The sequence below is a fragment of the Pseudomonas luteola NBRC 103146 genome (assembly GCF_002091675.1).
GTDB lineage: Bacteria > Pseudomonadota > Gammaproteobacteria > Pseudomonadales > Pseudomonadaceae > Chryseomonas > Chryseomonas luteola.
The window spans coordinates 1-14,683 of sequence record NZ_BDAE01000001.1 but is presented as its reverse complement, the minus strand read 5'-3'; the positions used below and the strand labels follow the sequence as shown (position 1 = coordinate 14,683).

Sequence of the window (14,683 nt, the reverse complement as noted above, 5' to 3'; positions counted from 1 at the left end):
GCCCAGCCATAAAAAGCAGCCTGCCGCCTGTATCGACGGCAAGCTATTCGCTCGGTATCAGGCGACCGAAGCGATGGTGTTGCTTTGCGCTGGCTCCACGCGAATGGCTACGAATTTGGAGGTAGGCGTAAAGCTGTCCTTACCGTAGCTTTCCAATGGCACCAGCGGATTGGTCTCAGGATAGTAGGCCGCCGCCTGACCTTCAGGAATATCGAACGGCAGCAGCGTAAAGCCACTGACACGACGCTCGATCCCATCGTCCCACAGCGAGACCATGTCCACCTTCTGGCCTGGCTCATAACCCAGGCGGCGGATGTCCGCTTCGTTGACAAAGACCACGTCACGCTGACCTTTCACACCCCGGTAACGGTCATCCAGGCTGTACACCGTTGTGTTGTATTGATCGTGCGAACGCATGGTCTGCAGGATCAGGTCAGGCTTCTGGCCATTCTGGCGAGCCGCTTCCGGGATCAGATTCTCTGGCAACTGGCTGGGCGCAAAGTTGGCCTTGCCAGTCATCGTGTTCCAGACGCGATCACGTGCCTTGTTGCCCAGGTAGAAACCGCCAGGATTGTCCAGGCGCACGTTGAAGTTCTTGAAGCCCGGGATCACATCGGCGATCAGGTCGCGGATGCGGTCGTAGTCTTCAATCAACCACTCCCAATCTACAGGGTGGTTGCCCAGTGTTGCCTTGGCAATCCCTGCAACAATGGCCGGCTCGGAGCGCATCTGGCGAGACAGTGGCTTGAGCACCCCTGCCGAGGCATGGACCATGCTGAAGCTGTCTTCTACCGTAATGGCCTGCTTACCGCTGGCTTGCAGATCCAGCTCGGTACGGCCAAGGCATGGCAGGATCAGCGCTTGCTTGCCTGTCACCAGATGGCTACGGTTGAGCTTGGTCGCGATGTGTACGGTCAGGTCGCAATTGCGCAGTGCCTGATGAGTCCGCGGTGTATCCGGTGTCGCCTGGGCAAAGTTGCCGCCCAGTCCGATAAAGACCTTGGCATCGCCCGCCAACATGGCAGCGATGGCCTCCACCGTGTTATGGCCGCGCTCACGGGGTGCCTTGAAGTCGAAGCGCTTTTCCAGGGCATCGCTAAGCCAGGCCGGAGCCTTCTCATCGATCCCCATGGTACGGTCGCCCTGCACATTGCTGTGACCGCGAACCGGGCACAGGCCAGCGCCCGGCTTGCCCACATTGCCGCGCAGCAGTTGCAGGTTGGCGATTTCCTGAACGGTAGGCACAGAGTGGCGATGCTGGGTCACACCCATGGCCCAGCAGATGATCACTCGCTCAGCCCTGGCATACATGCGTGCGGCCTGCTCGATCTCCGCCAGGGTCAGGCCTGACTGCTCCACAATCTGTTCCCAGGACGTAGTATCCAGCACGGCCAGGTAACTATCGACACCCAAGGTATGGTTCTGGATGAAGTCATGGTCGAACACCGGTGACGTGCCGTTCAGCTGCGCCTCACGCTCCCATTGCAGCAGGAACTTGGCTATCCCACGCATGGCCGCCATGTCGCCACCCAGGGCTGGGCGGAAATAGGCCGTATTGGTCGGGCGCGAGTTGTTGGTCAGCATCTCGACCGGGCTCTGGGGATGCTGGAAGCGCTCCAGACCACGCTCCTTGAGCGGATTGAAACTGACTACCTGAGCACCGCGCTTCACAGCGTTGCGCAACACCTCAATCATCCGTGGATGGTTGGTGCCAGGGTTCTGGCCCACCACGAAGATCGCATCGGCGTGCTCCATGTCCTCATAGGTCACCGTACCCTTGCCAACGCCTATGCTGCGGCCCAGGCCTACACCACTGGCCTCGTGGCACATGTTGGAGCAGTCCGGGAAATTGTTGGTGCCATAGGCCCGCACGAACAGCTGATACAGGAAGGCAGCCTCGTTGCTGGCACGACCGGAAGTGTAAAACTCGGCCTGGTTAGGGTTTTCCAGCGCCTTCAGGTGTTTGGCGATGGTCTGGAAGGCATCATCCCAGCTGATCGGCACATAGTGATCAGTCGCCGGGTTGTAGCGCATCGGCTCGGTCAAGCGGCCCTGGTATTCGAGCCAGTAATCGCTTTGCGTGCTCAGGCTGCTGACGCTGTGCTTGGCAAAGAACGCAGCATCTACACGGCGGCTGGTCGCTTCCCAGTTCACCGCCTTGGCGCCGTTCTCGCAGAACTTCACCAGGCCGTTTTCCGGTGCTTCACCCCAGGCGCAGCCAGGGCAGTCGAAGCCGTGGTCCTGATTGGTCTTGAGCAGGGTCCGGATATTCTTGACGGCCTTGCCGCTGTCGAGCCAGAAGTGCACGACACTTTTCAGCGCACCCCAGCCCGCGGCAGGGCCTTGATAGGGTTTATAAGAAGATTTTTGCTTGCTCATGACTACTCCCGATGTTCTGGAATGAGCGGCGCCGGGCTGTACACGCGAGGCGGAGACTGATGAGGTAAATGAATAAGGTTGAGACGATGCCGACGGGCCCATTCCACGGCGAGGCCAGTGGGCGCGGACAGAGTGACAAGCGTTGCCAGGTTGGCGCGAACCGCTTTGTGGATCAGCTCCAGGCTGCAGCGGCTGGTCACCACGACAAAGCCGGCACGGGTATTGACCTTCTGGCGCATCAAGGCGCCGATCAGCTTGTCCAACGCGTTATGGCGGCCGATATCTTCACGGCAAAGGCCTAGCTCACCTTCGGCATTGGCAAACAGTGCCGCATGGACGGCGCCACTACGCTGACCCAACTGCTGAGCCTCGTTGATACGCTGGCGCAGATTGGCCAGATGCTCGGCAGGTGGCAGCTGCACCTTACGCAGCCGATCCAGTTGCGGCAGTGCCTGCTCAAGCGCCTCGACGCCACACAGGCCGCATCCGCTGGTTCCGGCCATCTGGCGACGCTGGCTTTTCAAGGCCCAGAACGTCCGGCTGGAAATTTCGACCTCAACATTCAGGGCTTCACCGACGCGGCGTACCTGCATGCCATAGATGTCGTCGATGGAATGAATGATTCCAGCGCTTAAACTCAGGCCCGCAACGAAATCCTCGATGTCGGCAGGTGTAGCCATCATGACGGTGTGGCTGATGCCATTGTAGGAAATGGCAACGGCACACTCTTCAGCCAATGGCGTCTGGCCAGTGACTTCCGGGTTCTTCAGCTCGGCATAGGTATACCCGTGCAGCGCTTGGCTGGCGGGCTGTTCCGAGGGTGTATCAGCATGCGGATTCGAGCGGGACATAGCAGCAATTGGCCTGCGGCTGTTTGACACAGATCAAAGCCTAAGCCTATTAAGGTGCGACGTCTAATCGCTGGTACCGATATGGCGATAGATGGGGCTTATCAAGCGACCGTTTTCATTTACCTGAGTACAGCAGGCGCGCTTCAGCAAAACAGGCTTCGGCCACTGGCAGGCGCGGCGCGGTACGCCGGATGATCAGCCCAAGCGGTGCCAGGGCTCGCCCACCCTGAATCGGAAGCAGGCAAGAGTGCTCGGTCAGCGCGTCGAACCCACCTTTGAGTGGCATCACGGCGCAACATAGTCCCGCATTGACTGCTTGCAGGAGCAGATGCACGGCATCGCTTTCCAGTACAGGCCGGGGCGTGAGGCCACGACTGCGAAAACCGTGATCGACCGATTGGCGAAAGTGCATTCCTCCCGTGAGCAGACCCAGGGGCAAATCGGCTACCCGTTCCCAGCTCAGCTCCTGCTCGTCGAACTGAAAATGACGCTGGTCGAACAACAAGCCCATTCGGGTTTCGGTCAGTGACTGGCTTTCAAACATCTGATCGTTGAGATGGCTGAGATAGGAGATTCCCAGGTCGAGCTGGTTGCTCGCCAGCTGTTCGAGAATATGCTCGGTACTCAACACTGATAACTGAAAGCGCAGATTGCTGTGCAACTGGCGCAGGTGATGCAGCAGAGGCATAGGGTCATAGCTGGCCAGGGGGACGATCCCCAGGCGCAGGGTGCCAACCAGCTGCCCTTTATAGGCGGCGGCTTCCGCATAGAGCCCCTCATGTGCCGCCATAAGGGTCCGGGCCCAGGCCAGAATACGCTGGCCCGCCTCGGTAAAGCCTTCGAAGCGCTGACCCCGACGTACCAGCTCAAGTCCCAGCTCTTCTTCAAGGCTACGCAGGCGCATGGAAAGGGTTGGCTGAGTGACGTAGCACCGTTCGGCCGCTTGGCCGAAGTGGCGCGTTTCATCCAGGGCAATCAGGAATTTAAGCTGTTTGATGTCCATGATCAGGCGGACAGGCTTCCGGCAGCATGAAGGCAGAATCTATCAGCATAGCGCTGTAGATAGAGTAAGGAACAGAATTGAATGACGAAGGGTGCCTGCCGGGTTCCCCATGGCAGGCACGTCAGGCCGTACGTTAATCAGTGGCAGCCACCTGCTGCTGCGACCCCTGGCAGACATTGGCCATACCGCGGACTAACGCCAGCCGATGCAGAGAATCAAGTGCATGTGCCGTGGCATAGGTGCTCACCGCACGGGCTGCGACATGTGGGCAGTCCGGCGCCTTGCGTAGCGGCTCGGCAGCCTGGAGTGCATCGAGCAGCTCGCTCTGCAGCTGATCGAGCTGCTTACGAACCACGGCAAGGTCCGGGCGCGTCTTGTTGGGTGCCTTATCGATGGCATGCCAGCGATCCAGCAGTCCATACTGGACCCACTTGTTAGCCTCGATCTGATCGGAAAAGAAGCGCTGCGCATCATCGGGCTGCAAACCGTGAGCGGCGGCTTCATTACGAACCCGGGCCAGGACATCCGCCTCTCGTTGGGTGTCGAGGACCGGCTTGCCGCTGTCCCATTTGCTCAGCGCAACCTGATCGGCCGTTGAGGTGCGAGCGTTGATCTTATCAAGCAAAGGCGTAAAGCCACTCGTGTTCTGGGCAGCATCGGCCGAAGCACAGAACACAAGCGTAAGGGCAGACAACCAGACAGCGCCGCGAAGCGGCAGGGTGCGTCGAAAAGCGTTCATAGAGGCAGTCCTGAAAAGGTTAACCAGGGGACTAAACGCCGGCCCAGTGCATCATCACTTCACACTGGGTCGCGCTGAAACGTTGCGCCGCTTCGCCGGCAGGGTCAACCCAGGCATGAGGCGTCTGTGCGCAGGTCACGCTCAGGAGTGTGACGTAGCCACCGTCTCCTGGGGTGGTAGCAGCTCTCGATAATCGTCTACCGCCTCGAATTCAGCGGTGTCCCGCGGGCCCTGGCGACTATCGGGATTACGTACCGCCAGAAGGTGAGCGATGCCATACCGCTGGGCGCTGCGTAGAACGGGTAGGCTGTCGTCGATGAACAGTGTACGGGCCGGGTCAAAGCCGAAGTCCTGCTGCAGTGCAAACCAGAACTGCTGGTCTTCCTTGGGGAAACCATAGTCATGGGAACTGATCATCCGGTCAAAATAAGGCGCAAGCTCGATACGTTCAAGCTTCAGGGAGAGCGAGTCCCGATGGGCATTAGTGATCAGGGCGACCCGCTTGCCTGCTGCCTGAATGGCAGACAGAAACGTATCGGCATCGGGGCGCAAGGCAATGAGATGGGCAATATCCCGCTTTAGCGCGGCGATCGAAAGCCCCAGTTGAGCGCTCCAGTAGTCCAGGCAATACCAGGTCAGTTTGCCGGCATTCTCCTCGAACAGTGGCTCCAGTTCGGCCATGGCCCACTCAAAGGACTGGCCATGATGCTTGGCGTAGCACTGCGGGAGATATTCCAGCCAGAAATGATTGTCGAAGTGTAAATCGAGCAGCGTGCCGTCCATATCCAGCAAGACGGTGTCGATCTGATTCCAGGCAAGGGTAGGCATGGCTTCCTCTTTTGGACTCCACCGTAACCGCGGTGAGCCATCTCTTCGTGATTACGCCAAGACAGATCGTCCCGGCCACGGATTATTAAACAAGGCGCGTTATGATAGCCGACCCGATTCGCTCAGGAGCCGTTTATGCGCCAGAAACCCGCTGTGCTTGCCCGGCAGATCGTTGCCAAGAGTCGTCTTTTCACGGTTGAAGAAGTCGAGCTGCGTTTTTCCAATGGTGAAGAGCGAACCTATGAACGACTGGCCAACAAGGGGACCGGCCCGGGCGCGGTCATGGTCGTGGCCATGCTGGACAACGAGCATGCCCTGTTGATTGAAGAATACTGTGGCGGCACCGAAGATTATCAGCTGTCCCTGCCCAAGGGGCTTGTCGAGATGGACGAGACCGTACTGGAGGGCGCCAACCGTGAGCTCAAGGAAGAAGCCGGTTACGGTGCCCGCCAGCTCGAATATCTGACGCAGCTCTCTCTGTCGCCCGGCTACATGAATCAGAAAATTCATGTCGTGTTGGCGCGCGATCTTTATCCCGAGCGTTTGCAGGGCGATGAGCCCGAACCGATCGAGGTAGACAAGATCAGCCTACGCGAGCTATTCAGTCTGATGGATAATCCCCGGTTTACCGAAGGACGCGCACTGGCTGCGCTCTATTTAGTGCGGGATCTGTTGATCCAGCGTGGCGAGTTCGTCGCCTGACATTTACTGTGCGGTCGTTATTGAGGCGGCCTCATCTGCCTGTGGAGGTTTTTATGATGGTACCCGTCTCCATTACCGCACCGCTGGTGCTCAACGTTGTCGACCTGGTCCGCCAGGCCGGTGCCGCGATCCTTCCTTTCTGGCGCAATGACGTGGCCGTGACGGAAAAGGCCGACGCCTCGCCGGTTACCGCCGCTGATCTAGCTGCCCACCGCATCATCAGCGAAGGCTTGGCCGCGCTGACCCCGGACATTCCGGTACTCTCGGAAGAAGCGTGTGATATTTCGCTGGAGGAGCGTGCCCGCTGGCGCTGCTGGTGGGTCGTCGATCCGCTGGATGGCACTAAGGAGTTCATCTCCGGCAGCGAAGAGTTCACCGTCAACATCGCCTTGGTGGAAGAGGGGCGCGTTGTGTTTGGTGTGGTCGGTGTGCCCACCCGTGACCTGTATTACTGTGGCGGAACAGAAATGGGCGCCTGGCGTATACGGGGAGAGGACGGCGAAGAGATCAATGTCCGGCCTACACCTGTACAGGGCTTCACCGTCGTTGCCAGCCGCCGACACAGCAGCCCTACTCAGGAGCGACTTCTGGCTGGGCTGGGTGAGCATATGGGCGAGATCAAGCTGGCCAATGTCGGCAGCTCGCTGAAGTTCTGTCTGCTGGCTGAAGGTGCGGCGGACTGCTATCCCCGACTAGCGCCAACTTCTCAATGGGACACGGCAGCGGCTCAGGGCGTCCTGGAAGGGGCGGGTGGCGTCGTACTCAACCTGAACGGTGAGCCACTGACATACGAGGCGAGGGAGGATTTTCTCAATCCCTACTTCCTGGCCTTGCCGGCCGAGGCACATTGGCGGGACACGCTCGTTGAGCTGGCATCCCGCCAGGCCTGATATTACTTGTGCAGCACGTACTGCCCGGTGAAGCGCACTCCGTCTTCACCGTTGGCGGCCAGAATACGTGAGTGCAACGTCAAGCGGCCACGACCGCGACGGCGGAACATGGTCTCGAAACGCTGCCAGTCACGCTCGTCCGGCGCATCGCACAGCGCAATGGCGTCTGTGGTCACAGGCAGCGGATAGGTAATCTGACCTTCCTGAATCACGATATGGCCTTCCTCTTCCAGGCCTGCTTCGCGCAGGCGCAGGTAGAGCCAGCCCCAGCCCGCCAGTACGGCGATGCAATAGAGGCTTCCACCAAACATCGTGTGGGCGTGATTGACGTTAGCATCGAGCGGCGCATGCAGACGCAGGGAATGCGCTTCCCAACTCTTCACCTGTAGGCCAAGGGCCTGAGTGATCGGGATATCGCGGTACAGCAGTGATTCCAGGTGGCGGCAATCGCGTTCCATGCCGGGGTCCTATAGAGCAAATGGCGGGGGTAACAGGGCAGACGCAAACATTGACTTGCAAGTCACATCCGGACTTCATTGTGCCCTAATCGAGGACGTTCAGGGGAGACACTCGGCAGACGGAAGCGAAAACGAGCACCACCTAACGAAGAATCATCAATTGTCAGGGCGCTGCGGTAGCCTTCAAGGATATCCTGCACGACGGCCAGCCCGATGCCTTGACCAGGGTGGCGGCTGTCGATGCGTACGCCTCGCCGCAGGACGGTCTCGCGTCGCTCGGCTGGAATACCGGGGCCATCATCCTCGATATCGATGATCCAGCTGTCGTCGATGAACTCAGCGCTGACCTGTACTTGAGTCAGGCACAGGCGATAACCGTTCTCCAGCAGGTTGCCAAAGACTTCCAGCATGGCGGCTTCCTCCGCCTGAACTTTCATACCCGGCGGGAAATGCAGTGACGCCTGGACTTTCTTCTCGGCGTACACCTTGTCCAACGTACTGAACAAGGACTCCACGAGCGGCTGCAGTTCCAGTGGCCGGCTCAATACCGCACCGCGCCGTGTGGCACGTTGCAGCTGGAAAACAACCTGTTGATTCATGCGCTCAATCTGAACCTGAAGCGCAGACACCTCATGCTCCAGGCTGGGTTTTCGGCGCAGGTCTTCTGTCACGCCCTGCAGAACGGCCAGCGGGGTCTTCAGGCTATGGGCCAGATCACCCAGCGTGTCGCGATAGCGCTCCCGTTGCAGTCGCTCGAAATCGAGAAGGCGATTGAGGGAGCGGATCAGGCGGCTAATCTCGCTAGGTACATTCTTCTCGTCGAGCAGATCACGCTGGTCAGTCTCGATGGCATCCAGCTGGCGGCTCAAGCGATGCAGCGGACGCAGGCTCCAGTGCAGTCCTACCGCCAGAAGAATCAGCAGGGCAAACAAGACGCCGCTTAACCAGAGCGTAACCTGATGCATAAAGCCGCTGCGCAGGCGATCGTATTCCTCGGCCGGCTGCATGGTGACGATACTGAAGCCTGCTACGGGCGGGTTGCCCAGCAAGACCTCTCGGTCAAAGACGAAAAAGCCGCGCCCCTCGTCATCCGTAGTCTTGACCAATTTAACGCCGGTTCCGTCGAAGGTGGGCCGGTAGTTGGGACGCTCGCGTACGGCAGAGCGGGAGCGCCATAGCAGACGACCGTTCTGGTCGTATACATAACCCAGGATCGGCGATTGCGGGCGGTCAAAGACCTCCTCCGCGATCATTTCCGGCATGGCCAGACGCCCATCAATGGCCCGGGCCGCACCAATCAACGTGTTGGCGTTAGCCTCAAGGCGCGCCGCCACAAAGTTTTCTACCGTCCCGTCAAACGCCTTGCCAATGGCTGGGATCATCAAGCCCAGGCAAATGATGACCAGAAGCGCCGCACTCAATAGCAGGCGCAGGCGGAACGATCGAATCATTGGCAGCGCTCGGTAAACAGATATCCACGTCCGCGGACGGTCTCGATGGGCTGCATACCGCATGACGCTTCCAGCTTGCGTCGCAGACGGCCAACCAGTACCTCGATGACATTGCTGTCATGCTCGCCGTCATCGTCGTAGAGCTGCTCCATGAGGCGCTCTTTCGTGATGACCTGCTGATGGTTGCGCATGAGGTATTCAAGCAGACGATATTCATAAGCGGTCAGCTGCAAAGGCTGCTCTTCATTGAAGGCCTGCTGGCGACCAAGGTCCAGACGCAGATTACCGGCCTTGATGCTGGGTTGGATGAAACCGGCCGAGCGGCGCAGCAATACATTCAGGCGCGCTTCCAGCTCTTCGAACTGAAACGGCTTGACGACATAGTCGTCGGCACCAGCGCCCAAGCCTTCCACCTTGTCCTGCCAGCTACCGCGAGCAGTAAGGATCAGAATCGGCAGGGCCATGCCCTGAGTGCGAAGCTGACGGATCAGATCAAGACCGCTCATGCCGGGCAGACCCAGGTCCACAATCGCCAGGTCATGGTGGAATTCGCGTGCGTTATAAAGGGCTTCCTCGGCATTGCCTACGGCATTGACCACATGCCCAGCTTCGCTAAGGCGCACCTTGAGGTGGTGACGGAGCAGGTTTTCGTCTTCGACGACGAGAATTTTCATGGGTGTTCCTGAATGTTCGGCAAACAAAGGTCAACTCGAATCGATAGGGCATTATCCTCGACTTCTGACCAATACGGTGAGTGATGTGCCCCTCTATCAGGGCAAGTACTCAATAAAGGAGGATAAAGGAAAGGTTTCTGGATATGCGTCATTTGTATCAGGCAAAAAAAACCTCTCCGATGGGGAGAGGTCAGGAGCACTTCATGGGGATCGAGAAACTGCCACTGGGGAAAGTGGCTATGCACCACCAGGGATGAACTGGCCTGTGCACAATGGAGCTGCAAGGAACATCGCCGAAGAACATGAGAAGGTTACCGATGCATGTGAACTGGCTGCGTCGATCGGAGCGGGGAACGCAACAGCCAGCTGGGGATACATCATGATCGGGCCTCCTCACTGGAGCATCTTCTGACAGTTTCAGACTACGCCAGGGTGGCTGAATACTTTCTGAATCCGTGCTGAACAAGAGCTGAACGATACGAGATCGACGTTTTTTGAACCAAAGGGCGACCAATGGTCATCTTTTACAGCGAGACAACGGCATTCTTGTTAAAGGCGCACTGAAGCTGGCCGGCTCCTGTCTATCAAGGCTGGCGTTCAGAGTTATCGCCTAAGCTAATCCATTACTAGACGATATAGATGCCGTCATGCTTGATTTTGAAACCGAGCTGTCTGATCTGAAAGCGCTTATCTACCGCTATCAACCGCTGATACTGACAGGCGCGGGTATCAGCACCGCCTCGGGTATCCCGGATTACCGCGACGTCAATGGCGTGCGCCGGGGCAGGGCACCCATGATGTTTCAGGAGTTCATGAACTCCCCTGAGGCTCGAAAACGATATTGGGCCCGTAGCATGGTAGGTTGGCCCGCCGTGCGTGATGCCATGCCCAATGCCACGCACAAGGCGCTGGCTGAATTGGAGGCGGGGCGGCGAATTTCGGGCATCGTTACGCAGAATGTAGATGCGCTGCACGGGAAGGCTGGCAGTCACCATGTTACGGAGCTGCATGGCAACCTGCACCGAGTCGTGTGCATGGATTGCGGCAACCGCATGTGGCGCGAGGACGTCCAGAGCGAGCTGAGGGCGCTTAATCCGAATGTACAGGGTATCGATGCTGTCCTGGCACCTGATGGCGATGCCCATCTCGCAGCGTCCTATCTTGAAGGCTTTCGCCTGGCGGGTTGTCCCTGTTGCGGCAGTGAATGGCTCAAGCCGGATGTCGTGTTCTTTGGTGAAGGCGTGCCTGCACATGAGGCGGAGGCAGCATGGGAGGGTGTTCGGCATGCCGATGCGCTGGTTGCAATCGGTACGTCCCTGATGGCCTATTCGAGCTTTCGGCTATGCAAGTTGATCGTAGAGCTTGGCAGGCCTCTTATTCTGATCAATATCGGCAAGACGCGCGCCGATACGATATGCACATTGAAGATTGAGCAACCCTGTCAGGAGGTGCTGCCCTGGCTGGTGGCGCAACCTTAATGGTCAGGCAAGAGAAAGGCGCCAGAGGCGCCTTTCAATAAAGCAGATTGACCGCAACTCTTTAATGCCGAATGGCGAAGCGTTCAGGCGTTTGCAGACTGATCACCGAGCTGAATGCATCGCGCAGTGGCTTGAGTTCTTCAGGGCTTTTTTCGCCACGATGAACCTGAGCAATCATGGCGAGTGCGTGCTCGATCAAATCATTGGCGGCCTGTAAATGATCCAGCAGAGAGTCAATTTCTTGCTGTGCGGATAAGCAGGAATTTGATTGAGCCATAGCGGCAAGCTTTCCATAAATGAGCAAAGTATGTTGGCTTGGTGTCGAGCGGGGTTACAGCGCACCATTAACCAAGAGGCGCACAGCCTACATTAATCAAACTATAAAATCTGATGCGGCGAGCATATAGACTGACTCTTGGTGTGCCTCGGCGACCAATGGCATTTAAAGGCCTCTTTTGCGCAGCGTTTCTTCTCACATTTATGTCGCGGAACCTTGGCTAAAGTGATCCGGTTAAAGGATGCTGGGCCTTCATAAGTGAGTCGGTCGCTTGCCGTTCTGATTCAGAGAAATAGCCTCGCTTAAGGCCCTGTAAAGGGTATGCACTGGCTGCAATACACGACCGCCTGCCCGTATGAGAATCCAGAGCTCACTTTCGCAGTTGATCAAGGGAGCGCTTAACGGGCAGAGTTCGGGAGCTGTTTGCAATACAAAGCAGGGCAAGATGGCCACGCCTAATCCTGAGCGCACCAGCTGCGTAACGGCATGTATGCTCTGGCAGCGATACCTTGGGACGAGGGTTGGATAGTTAAACGTGCGCCACGTGACGGTGGGGTGATCGCTGAAAGAGTCATCGAGTGATACCCAGGTCAGCGCATCCCACGGCTTATCCTGAATCTGACTTAGATAAGACGCATGTCCATACAAGGCATACGGCACTTTTCCCAGGCAGCGACCTACAAGGTGTTCCGGCGGTGTCTTCGTCAGCCGTATAGCGATGTCGGCATCCCGCCGGCTCAAGTCAGCGAAACCGTCGGATGTCGATATTTCCAGCATCAGCTGCGGATAGTCTGGTAAGACATCTCCAAGCGCCGGGGCCACAAGATTTGCCAGTACGGATTCGGTACAGGTCAGTTGTACGGTGCCCGCAATGGAGTCGGCTTCCAAAAGACTGGCCCGCGCATTGTCCAGGGCATGCTCAGCCCGTTCGGCTTGATCCGCTAACAGCAAGGCGGTGGGCGTAGGTAAGTAGCCGGTCCGTTTCTTCTCAAATAACTCAAGCCCTAACGATGCCTCAAGACGCCTGATAGAGCGAAATACGGTAGACACGTCTACGCGAAGCCGCTCGGCAGCACGTGAAAGCGAGCCCCCCCTTACCAAGGCAAGAATCAGCGCAAGATCAGAATAGTCGAGTCGATTGTGCATATGTGCAAGGACAGTCTGCCGAGGCGCCAATAGTGGTCAACAGGGTCTCTTTTTATAGTGCCTGCCCAAGAAGCAAAACTATAGAGGAGAAGTCTATGAGCGCACCGGTGAAAAACCTTATACCAGGTAGGCAAAGCGTTCGGATTGCGCTGGTAGGTGACTACAACCCTGAGATCAAGGCGCACCAAGCCATCATCCAGGCGTTGCACTTGGCTCAAGCCGCTCTGAATATTCCCTTGGTATTCGAGTGGATCGCTACAGCCAATATAGAAGAAACGACTTTCGAAGAAGCTAATGGCGTTTGGTGCACGCCTGGAAGCCCGTATGACAATGAAGAGGGTGCGCTATCTGCTATTCGATACGCCAGAAATCACGGCCTCCCGTTTTTAGGCAGCTGCGCAGGATTTCAGTATGCATTGATCGAATATGCACGCAATGAGCTGAACCGGGCCAACGCAGCGCATGCTGAAACAGCACCGGAACGCGATGACCCGATAGTCTCTCCGTTAGCCTGTGCGCTGATAGAAAGAGGCGAACAGGTAGGATTCACTTCCAGCTCACGTATAGCCGAAGCGTATGGTGTTATAGAAAGCTACGAGGAATACCGCTGTGCATATGGTCTTAATACAGCGGTCGGGCTAGAGATTTTGTCCGGCAAGCTTAAAGCTGTCGGACACAATGCTGCTGGAGAGGTGAGGGCGGTCGAACTGCACGATCACCCCTTCTTTATTGCAACACTCTTTCAATCCGAGCGTCAGGCCTTGAAGGGACTCCTGCCTCCCCTTGTTAAAGCCCTTATAAAAGCCTCTGCCACTCATGCCGTTTCGTCAGGGAGGAACAAATAATGAGCCTTCCCTCTCCGCCATGCTACGCAGTCATTTTTGTTTCCAAGCAAAGTGCTCAAAAAGATGGCTATGAGGAAACAGCCGAGCACATGCTCGAATTGGCCAAAAGGCAGCCAGGGTTTCTAGGCGTCGTTTCCGTAAGAGGCGAGAACGGTACTGGAATCACCATTTCTTATTGGACCGATGAAAAGGCCATAAAGGCATGGAAAGATCAGCCTGAGCACCAGCAGGCGCGCTGGCAGGGACGCACCAAGTGGTACGAAGGGTACAGTGTGCAGATCGTAAAAGTGGAACGTGCTTACTCTTTATAAGAGCAAACACAAGAGACCACGTGCGGCCAACTTAAAGAGAGGGGTCCTGCTCTGTAAAACGGCTCAGCTCATCAGCACGAGCTTTGGTCATATCCAATAGGCAGGATGCCGTATTCAGCGCATCAATCGTACCGCCTGTTGCATTGGTATAAAGGCTACAGTTGGCGTCTCGATATTTGATCCACAACCGTTGAGTCTCTTTGAGCTTGGCTTTCTGTGGATCGCTAAAGGTAGCCATCGTGTTCTGATAGGCTTCATTCAGCCGAGTATCCTGAAGCTTTGTTTCGGCAGATATACAGCTCAGCATGTCTCTGGTAGTGCCTTTGGACTCATCAAGGCACGTATTAAAGGTAGCCGAGTAATCCTCTTCATCCATTGCAAATGCCGGTTGAAAGGCAACAAGAGCGGTAAGTCCAAAAGCAAATAGGTAGAACCTCATGTATTCCTCGCTTGTTGGCGTGCTGCTTTTCCAAAGGATCTGGTGATAGACAATAGGGATACTATTAAAGTGGTATGAATCAGACGTCCTGAAAGAGAAGCTCGGTACATCCATAAGAAACGCGTGTAGTAACACCTTGAGGCAGTCTGGAAGCTATATATAGGATTTTATCGAATCCTATTCAAATAAAGCTTGACCTGTGAGCGGAGAGA

The 14,683-nt window shown here is 56.9% G+C and carries 17 protein-coding genes; 6 read left to right on the top strand and 11 right to left on the bottom strand.

Annotated elements, in window-relative coordinates:
- Positions 1 to 57: 57 nt before the first annotated feature.
- The 5 genes from PLU01S_RS00085 to yrfG all read right to left on the bottom strand — a co-directional run bounded on the left by PLU01S_RS00085 (position 58) and on the right by yrfG (position 5,800).
- The gene (locus tag PLU01S_RS00085; RefSeq protein WP_074820801.1) at positions 58 to 2,379 is read right to left on the bottom strand and encodes an FdhF/YdeP family oxidoreductase; all 2,322 of its coding nucleotides are present in this window, start codon (positions 2,377 to 2,379) and stop codon (positions 58 to 60) included.
- 2 nt (positions 2,380 to 2,381) lie between these two features.
- Positions 2,382 to 3,230: a formate dehydrogenase accessory sulfurtransferase FdhD gene (gene fdhD, locus PLU01S_RS00080; protein ID WP_074820798.1), complete on the bottom strand. Its 849-nt coding sequence runs from the start codon at positions 3,228 to 3,230 to the stop codon at positions 2,382 to 2,384.
- A gap of 115 nt (positions 3,231 to 3,345) precedes the next feature.
- Entirely contained in the window at positions 3,346 to 4,233 is an 888-nt protein-coding gene (locus PLU01S_RS00075; RefSeq protein ID WP_074820796.1) for a LysR family transcriptional regulator, read from the bottom strand.
- 133 nt (positions 4,234 to 4,366) lie between these two features.
- A complete protein-coding gene (locus PLU01S_RS00070; protein ID WP_074820793.1) occupies positions 4,367 to 4,972 on the bottom strand; it encodes a chorismate mutase in 606 nt (201 codons plus the stop codon).
- A gap of 141 nt (positions 4,973 to 5,113) precedes the next feature.
- Positions 5,114 to 5,800, bottom strand: coding sequence for a GMP/IMP nucleotidase (gene yrfG, locus PLU01S_RS00065; protein ID WP_074820791.1), 687 nt, complete (start codon positions 5,798 to 5,800; stop codon positions 5,114 to 5,116).
- 135 nt (positions 5,801 to 5,935) lie between these two features.
- Between yrfG and nudE the strand changes: the two genes are divergently transcribed.
- Positions 5,936 to 6,502, top strand: coding sequence for an ADP compounds hydrolase NudE (gene nudE / locus PLU01S_RS00060; RefSeq protein WP_010796235.1), 567 nt, complete (start codon positions 5,936 to 5,938; stop codon positions 6,500 to 6,502).
- A 53-nt stretch (positions 6,503 to 6,555) separates the two neighbouring features.
- Positions 6,556 to 7,392 carry a 3'(2'),5'-bisphosphate nucleotidase CysQ gene (gene cysQ / locus PLU01S_RS00055; protein WP_010796234.1) on the top strand — a complete coding sequence of 279 codons (837 nt, stop codon included), beginning with the start codon at positions 6,556 to 6,558 and terminating at the stop codon, positions 7,390 to 7,392.
- Between the two features lie 2 nt (positions 7,393 to 7,394).
- Here the strand turns inward: cysQ and PLU01S_RS00050 are convergent, their stop codons facing one another.
- The 3 genes from PLU01S_RS00050 to PLU01S_RS00040 all read right to left on the bottom strand — a co-directional run bounded on the left by PLU01S_RS00050 (position 7,395) and on the right by PLU01S_RS00040 (position 9,975).
- On the bottom strand, positions 7,395 to 7,850 hold the full coding sequence (locus PLU01S_RS00050) for a YiiD C-terminal domain-containing protein (protein WP_074820788.1): 456 nt from the start codon (positions 7,848 to 7,850) through the stop codon (positions 7,395 to 7,397).
- Positions 7,851 to 7,912: 62 nt separating this feature from the next.
- Positions 7,913 to 9,301, bottom strand: coding sequence for an ATP-binding protein (locus tag PLU01S_RS00045; protein ID WP_074820785.1), 1,389 nt, complete (start codon positions 9,299 to 9,301; stop codon positions 7,913 to 7,915).
- Complete coding sequence (locus PLU01S_RS00040) at positions 9,298 to 9,975, bottom strand: response regulator transcription factor (RefSeq protein WP_010796231.1); 678 nt, start codon at positions 9,973 to 9,975, stop codon at positions 9,298 to 9,300. Before PLU01S_RS00040 ends, PLU01S_RS00045 begins: the two co-directional genes overlap by 4 nt.
- Between PLU01S_RS00040 and PLU01S_RS00035 the strand changes: the two genes are divergently transcribed.
- Entirely contained in the window at positions 9,974 to 10,387 is a 414-nt protein-coding gene (locus PLU01S_RS00035; RefSeq protein ID WP_074820781.1) for a hypothetical protein, read from the top strand. The two genes, PLU01S_RS00040 and PLU01S_RS00035, sit on opposite strands and share 2 nt — an antisense overlap.
- Before the next feature lie 235 nt (positions 10,388 to 10,622).
- Entirely contained in the window at positions 10,623 to 11,453 is an 831-nt protein-coding gene (locus tag PLU01S_RS00030) for an NAD-dependent protein deacetylase (RefSeq protein WP_074820778.1), read from the top strand.
- Positions 11,454 to 11,514: 61 nt separating this feature from the next.
- Here the strand turns inward: PLU01S_RS00030 and PLU01S_RS00025 are convergent, their stop codons facing one another.
- A complete protein-coding gene (locus PLU01S_RS00025; RefSeq protein WP_010796229.1) occupies positions 11,515 to 11,730 on the bottom strand; it encodes a hypothetical protein in 216 nt (71 codons plus the stop codon).
- A gap of 252 nt (positions 11,731 to 11,982) precedes the next feature.
- Complete coding sequence (locus PLU01S_RS00020; protein ID WP_083397797.1) at positions 11,983 to 12,876, bottom strand: LysR family transcriptional regulator; 894 nt, start codon at positions 12,874 to 12,876, stop codon at positions 11,983 to 11,985.
- A gap of 95 nt (positions 12,877 to 12,971) precedes the next feature.
- On the opposite strand from PLU01S_RS00020, the gene PLU01S_RS00015 reads away from it, so the two are divergent.
- Together PLU01S_RS00015 and PLU01S_RS00010 are read left to right on the top strand one after the other, a co-directional pair.
- On the top strand, positions 12,972 to 13,721 hold the full coding sequence (locus PLU01S_RS00015) for a CTP synthase C-terminal region-related (seleno)protein (protein WP_074820772.1): 750 nt from the start codon (positions 12,972 to 12,974) through the stop codon (positions 13,719 to 13,721).
- Entirely contained in the window at positions 13,721 to 14,032 is a 312-nt protein-coding gene (locus PLU01S_RS00010) for an antibiotic biosynthesis monooxygenase family protein (RefSeq protein WP_074820770.1), read from the top strand. The genes PLU01S_RS00015 and PLU01S_RS00010 overlap by 1 nt, the downstream gene beginning before the upstream one ends.
- A gap of 31 nt (positions 14,033 to 14,063) precedes the next feature.
- On the opposite strand, the gene PLU01S_RS00005 is transcribed toward PLU01S_RS00010, so the two are convergent.
- Entirely contained in the window at positions 14,064 to 14,585 is a 522-nt protein-coding gene (locus PLU01S_RS00005) for a lysozyme inhibitor LprI family protein (RefSeq protein ID WP_244901219.1), read from the bottom strand.
- Between the last annotated feature and the right edge of the window lie 98 nt (positions 14,586 to 14,683).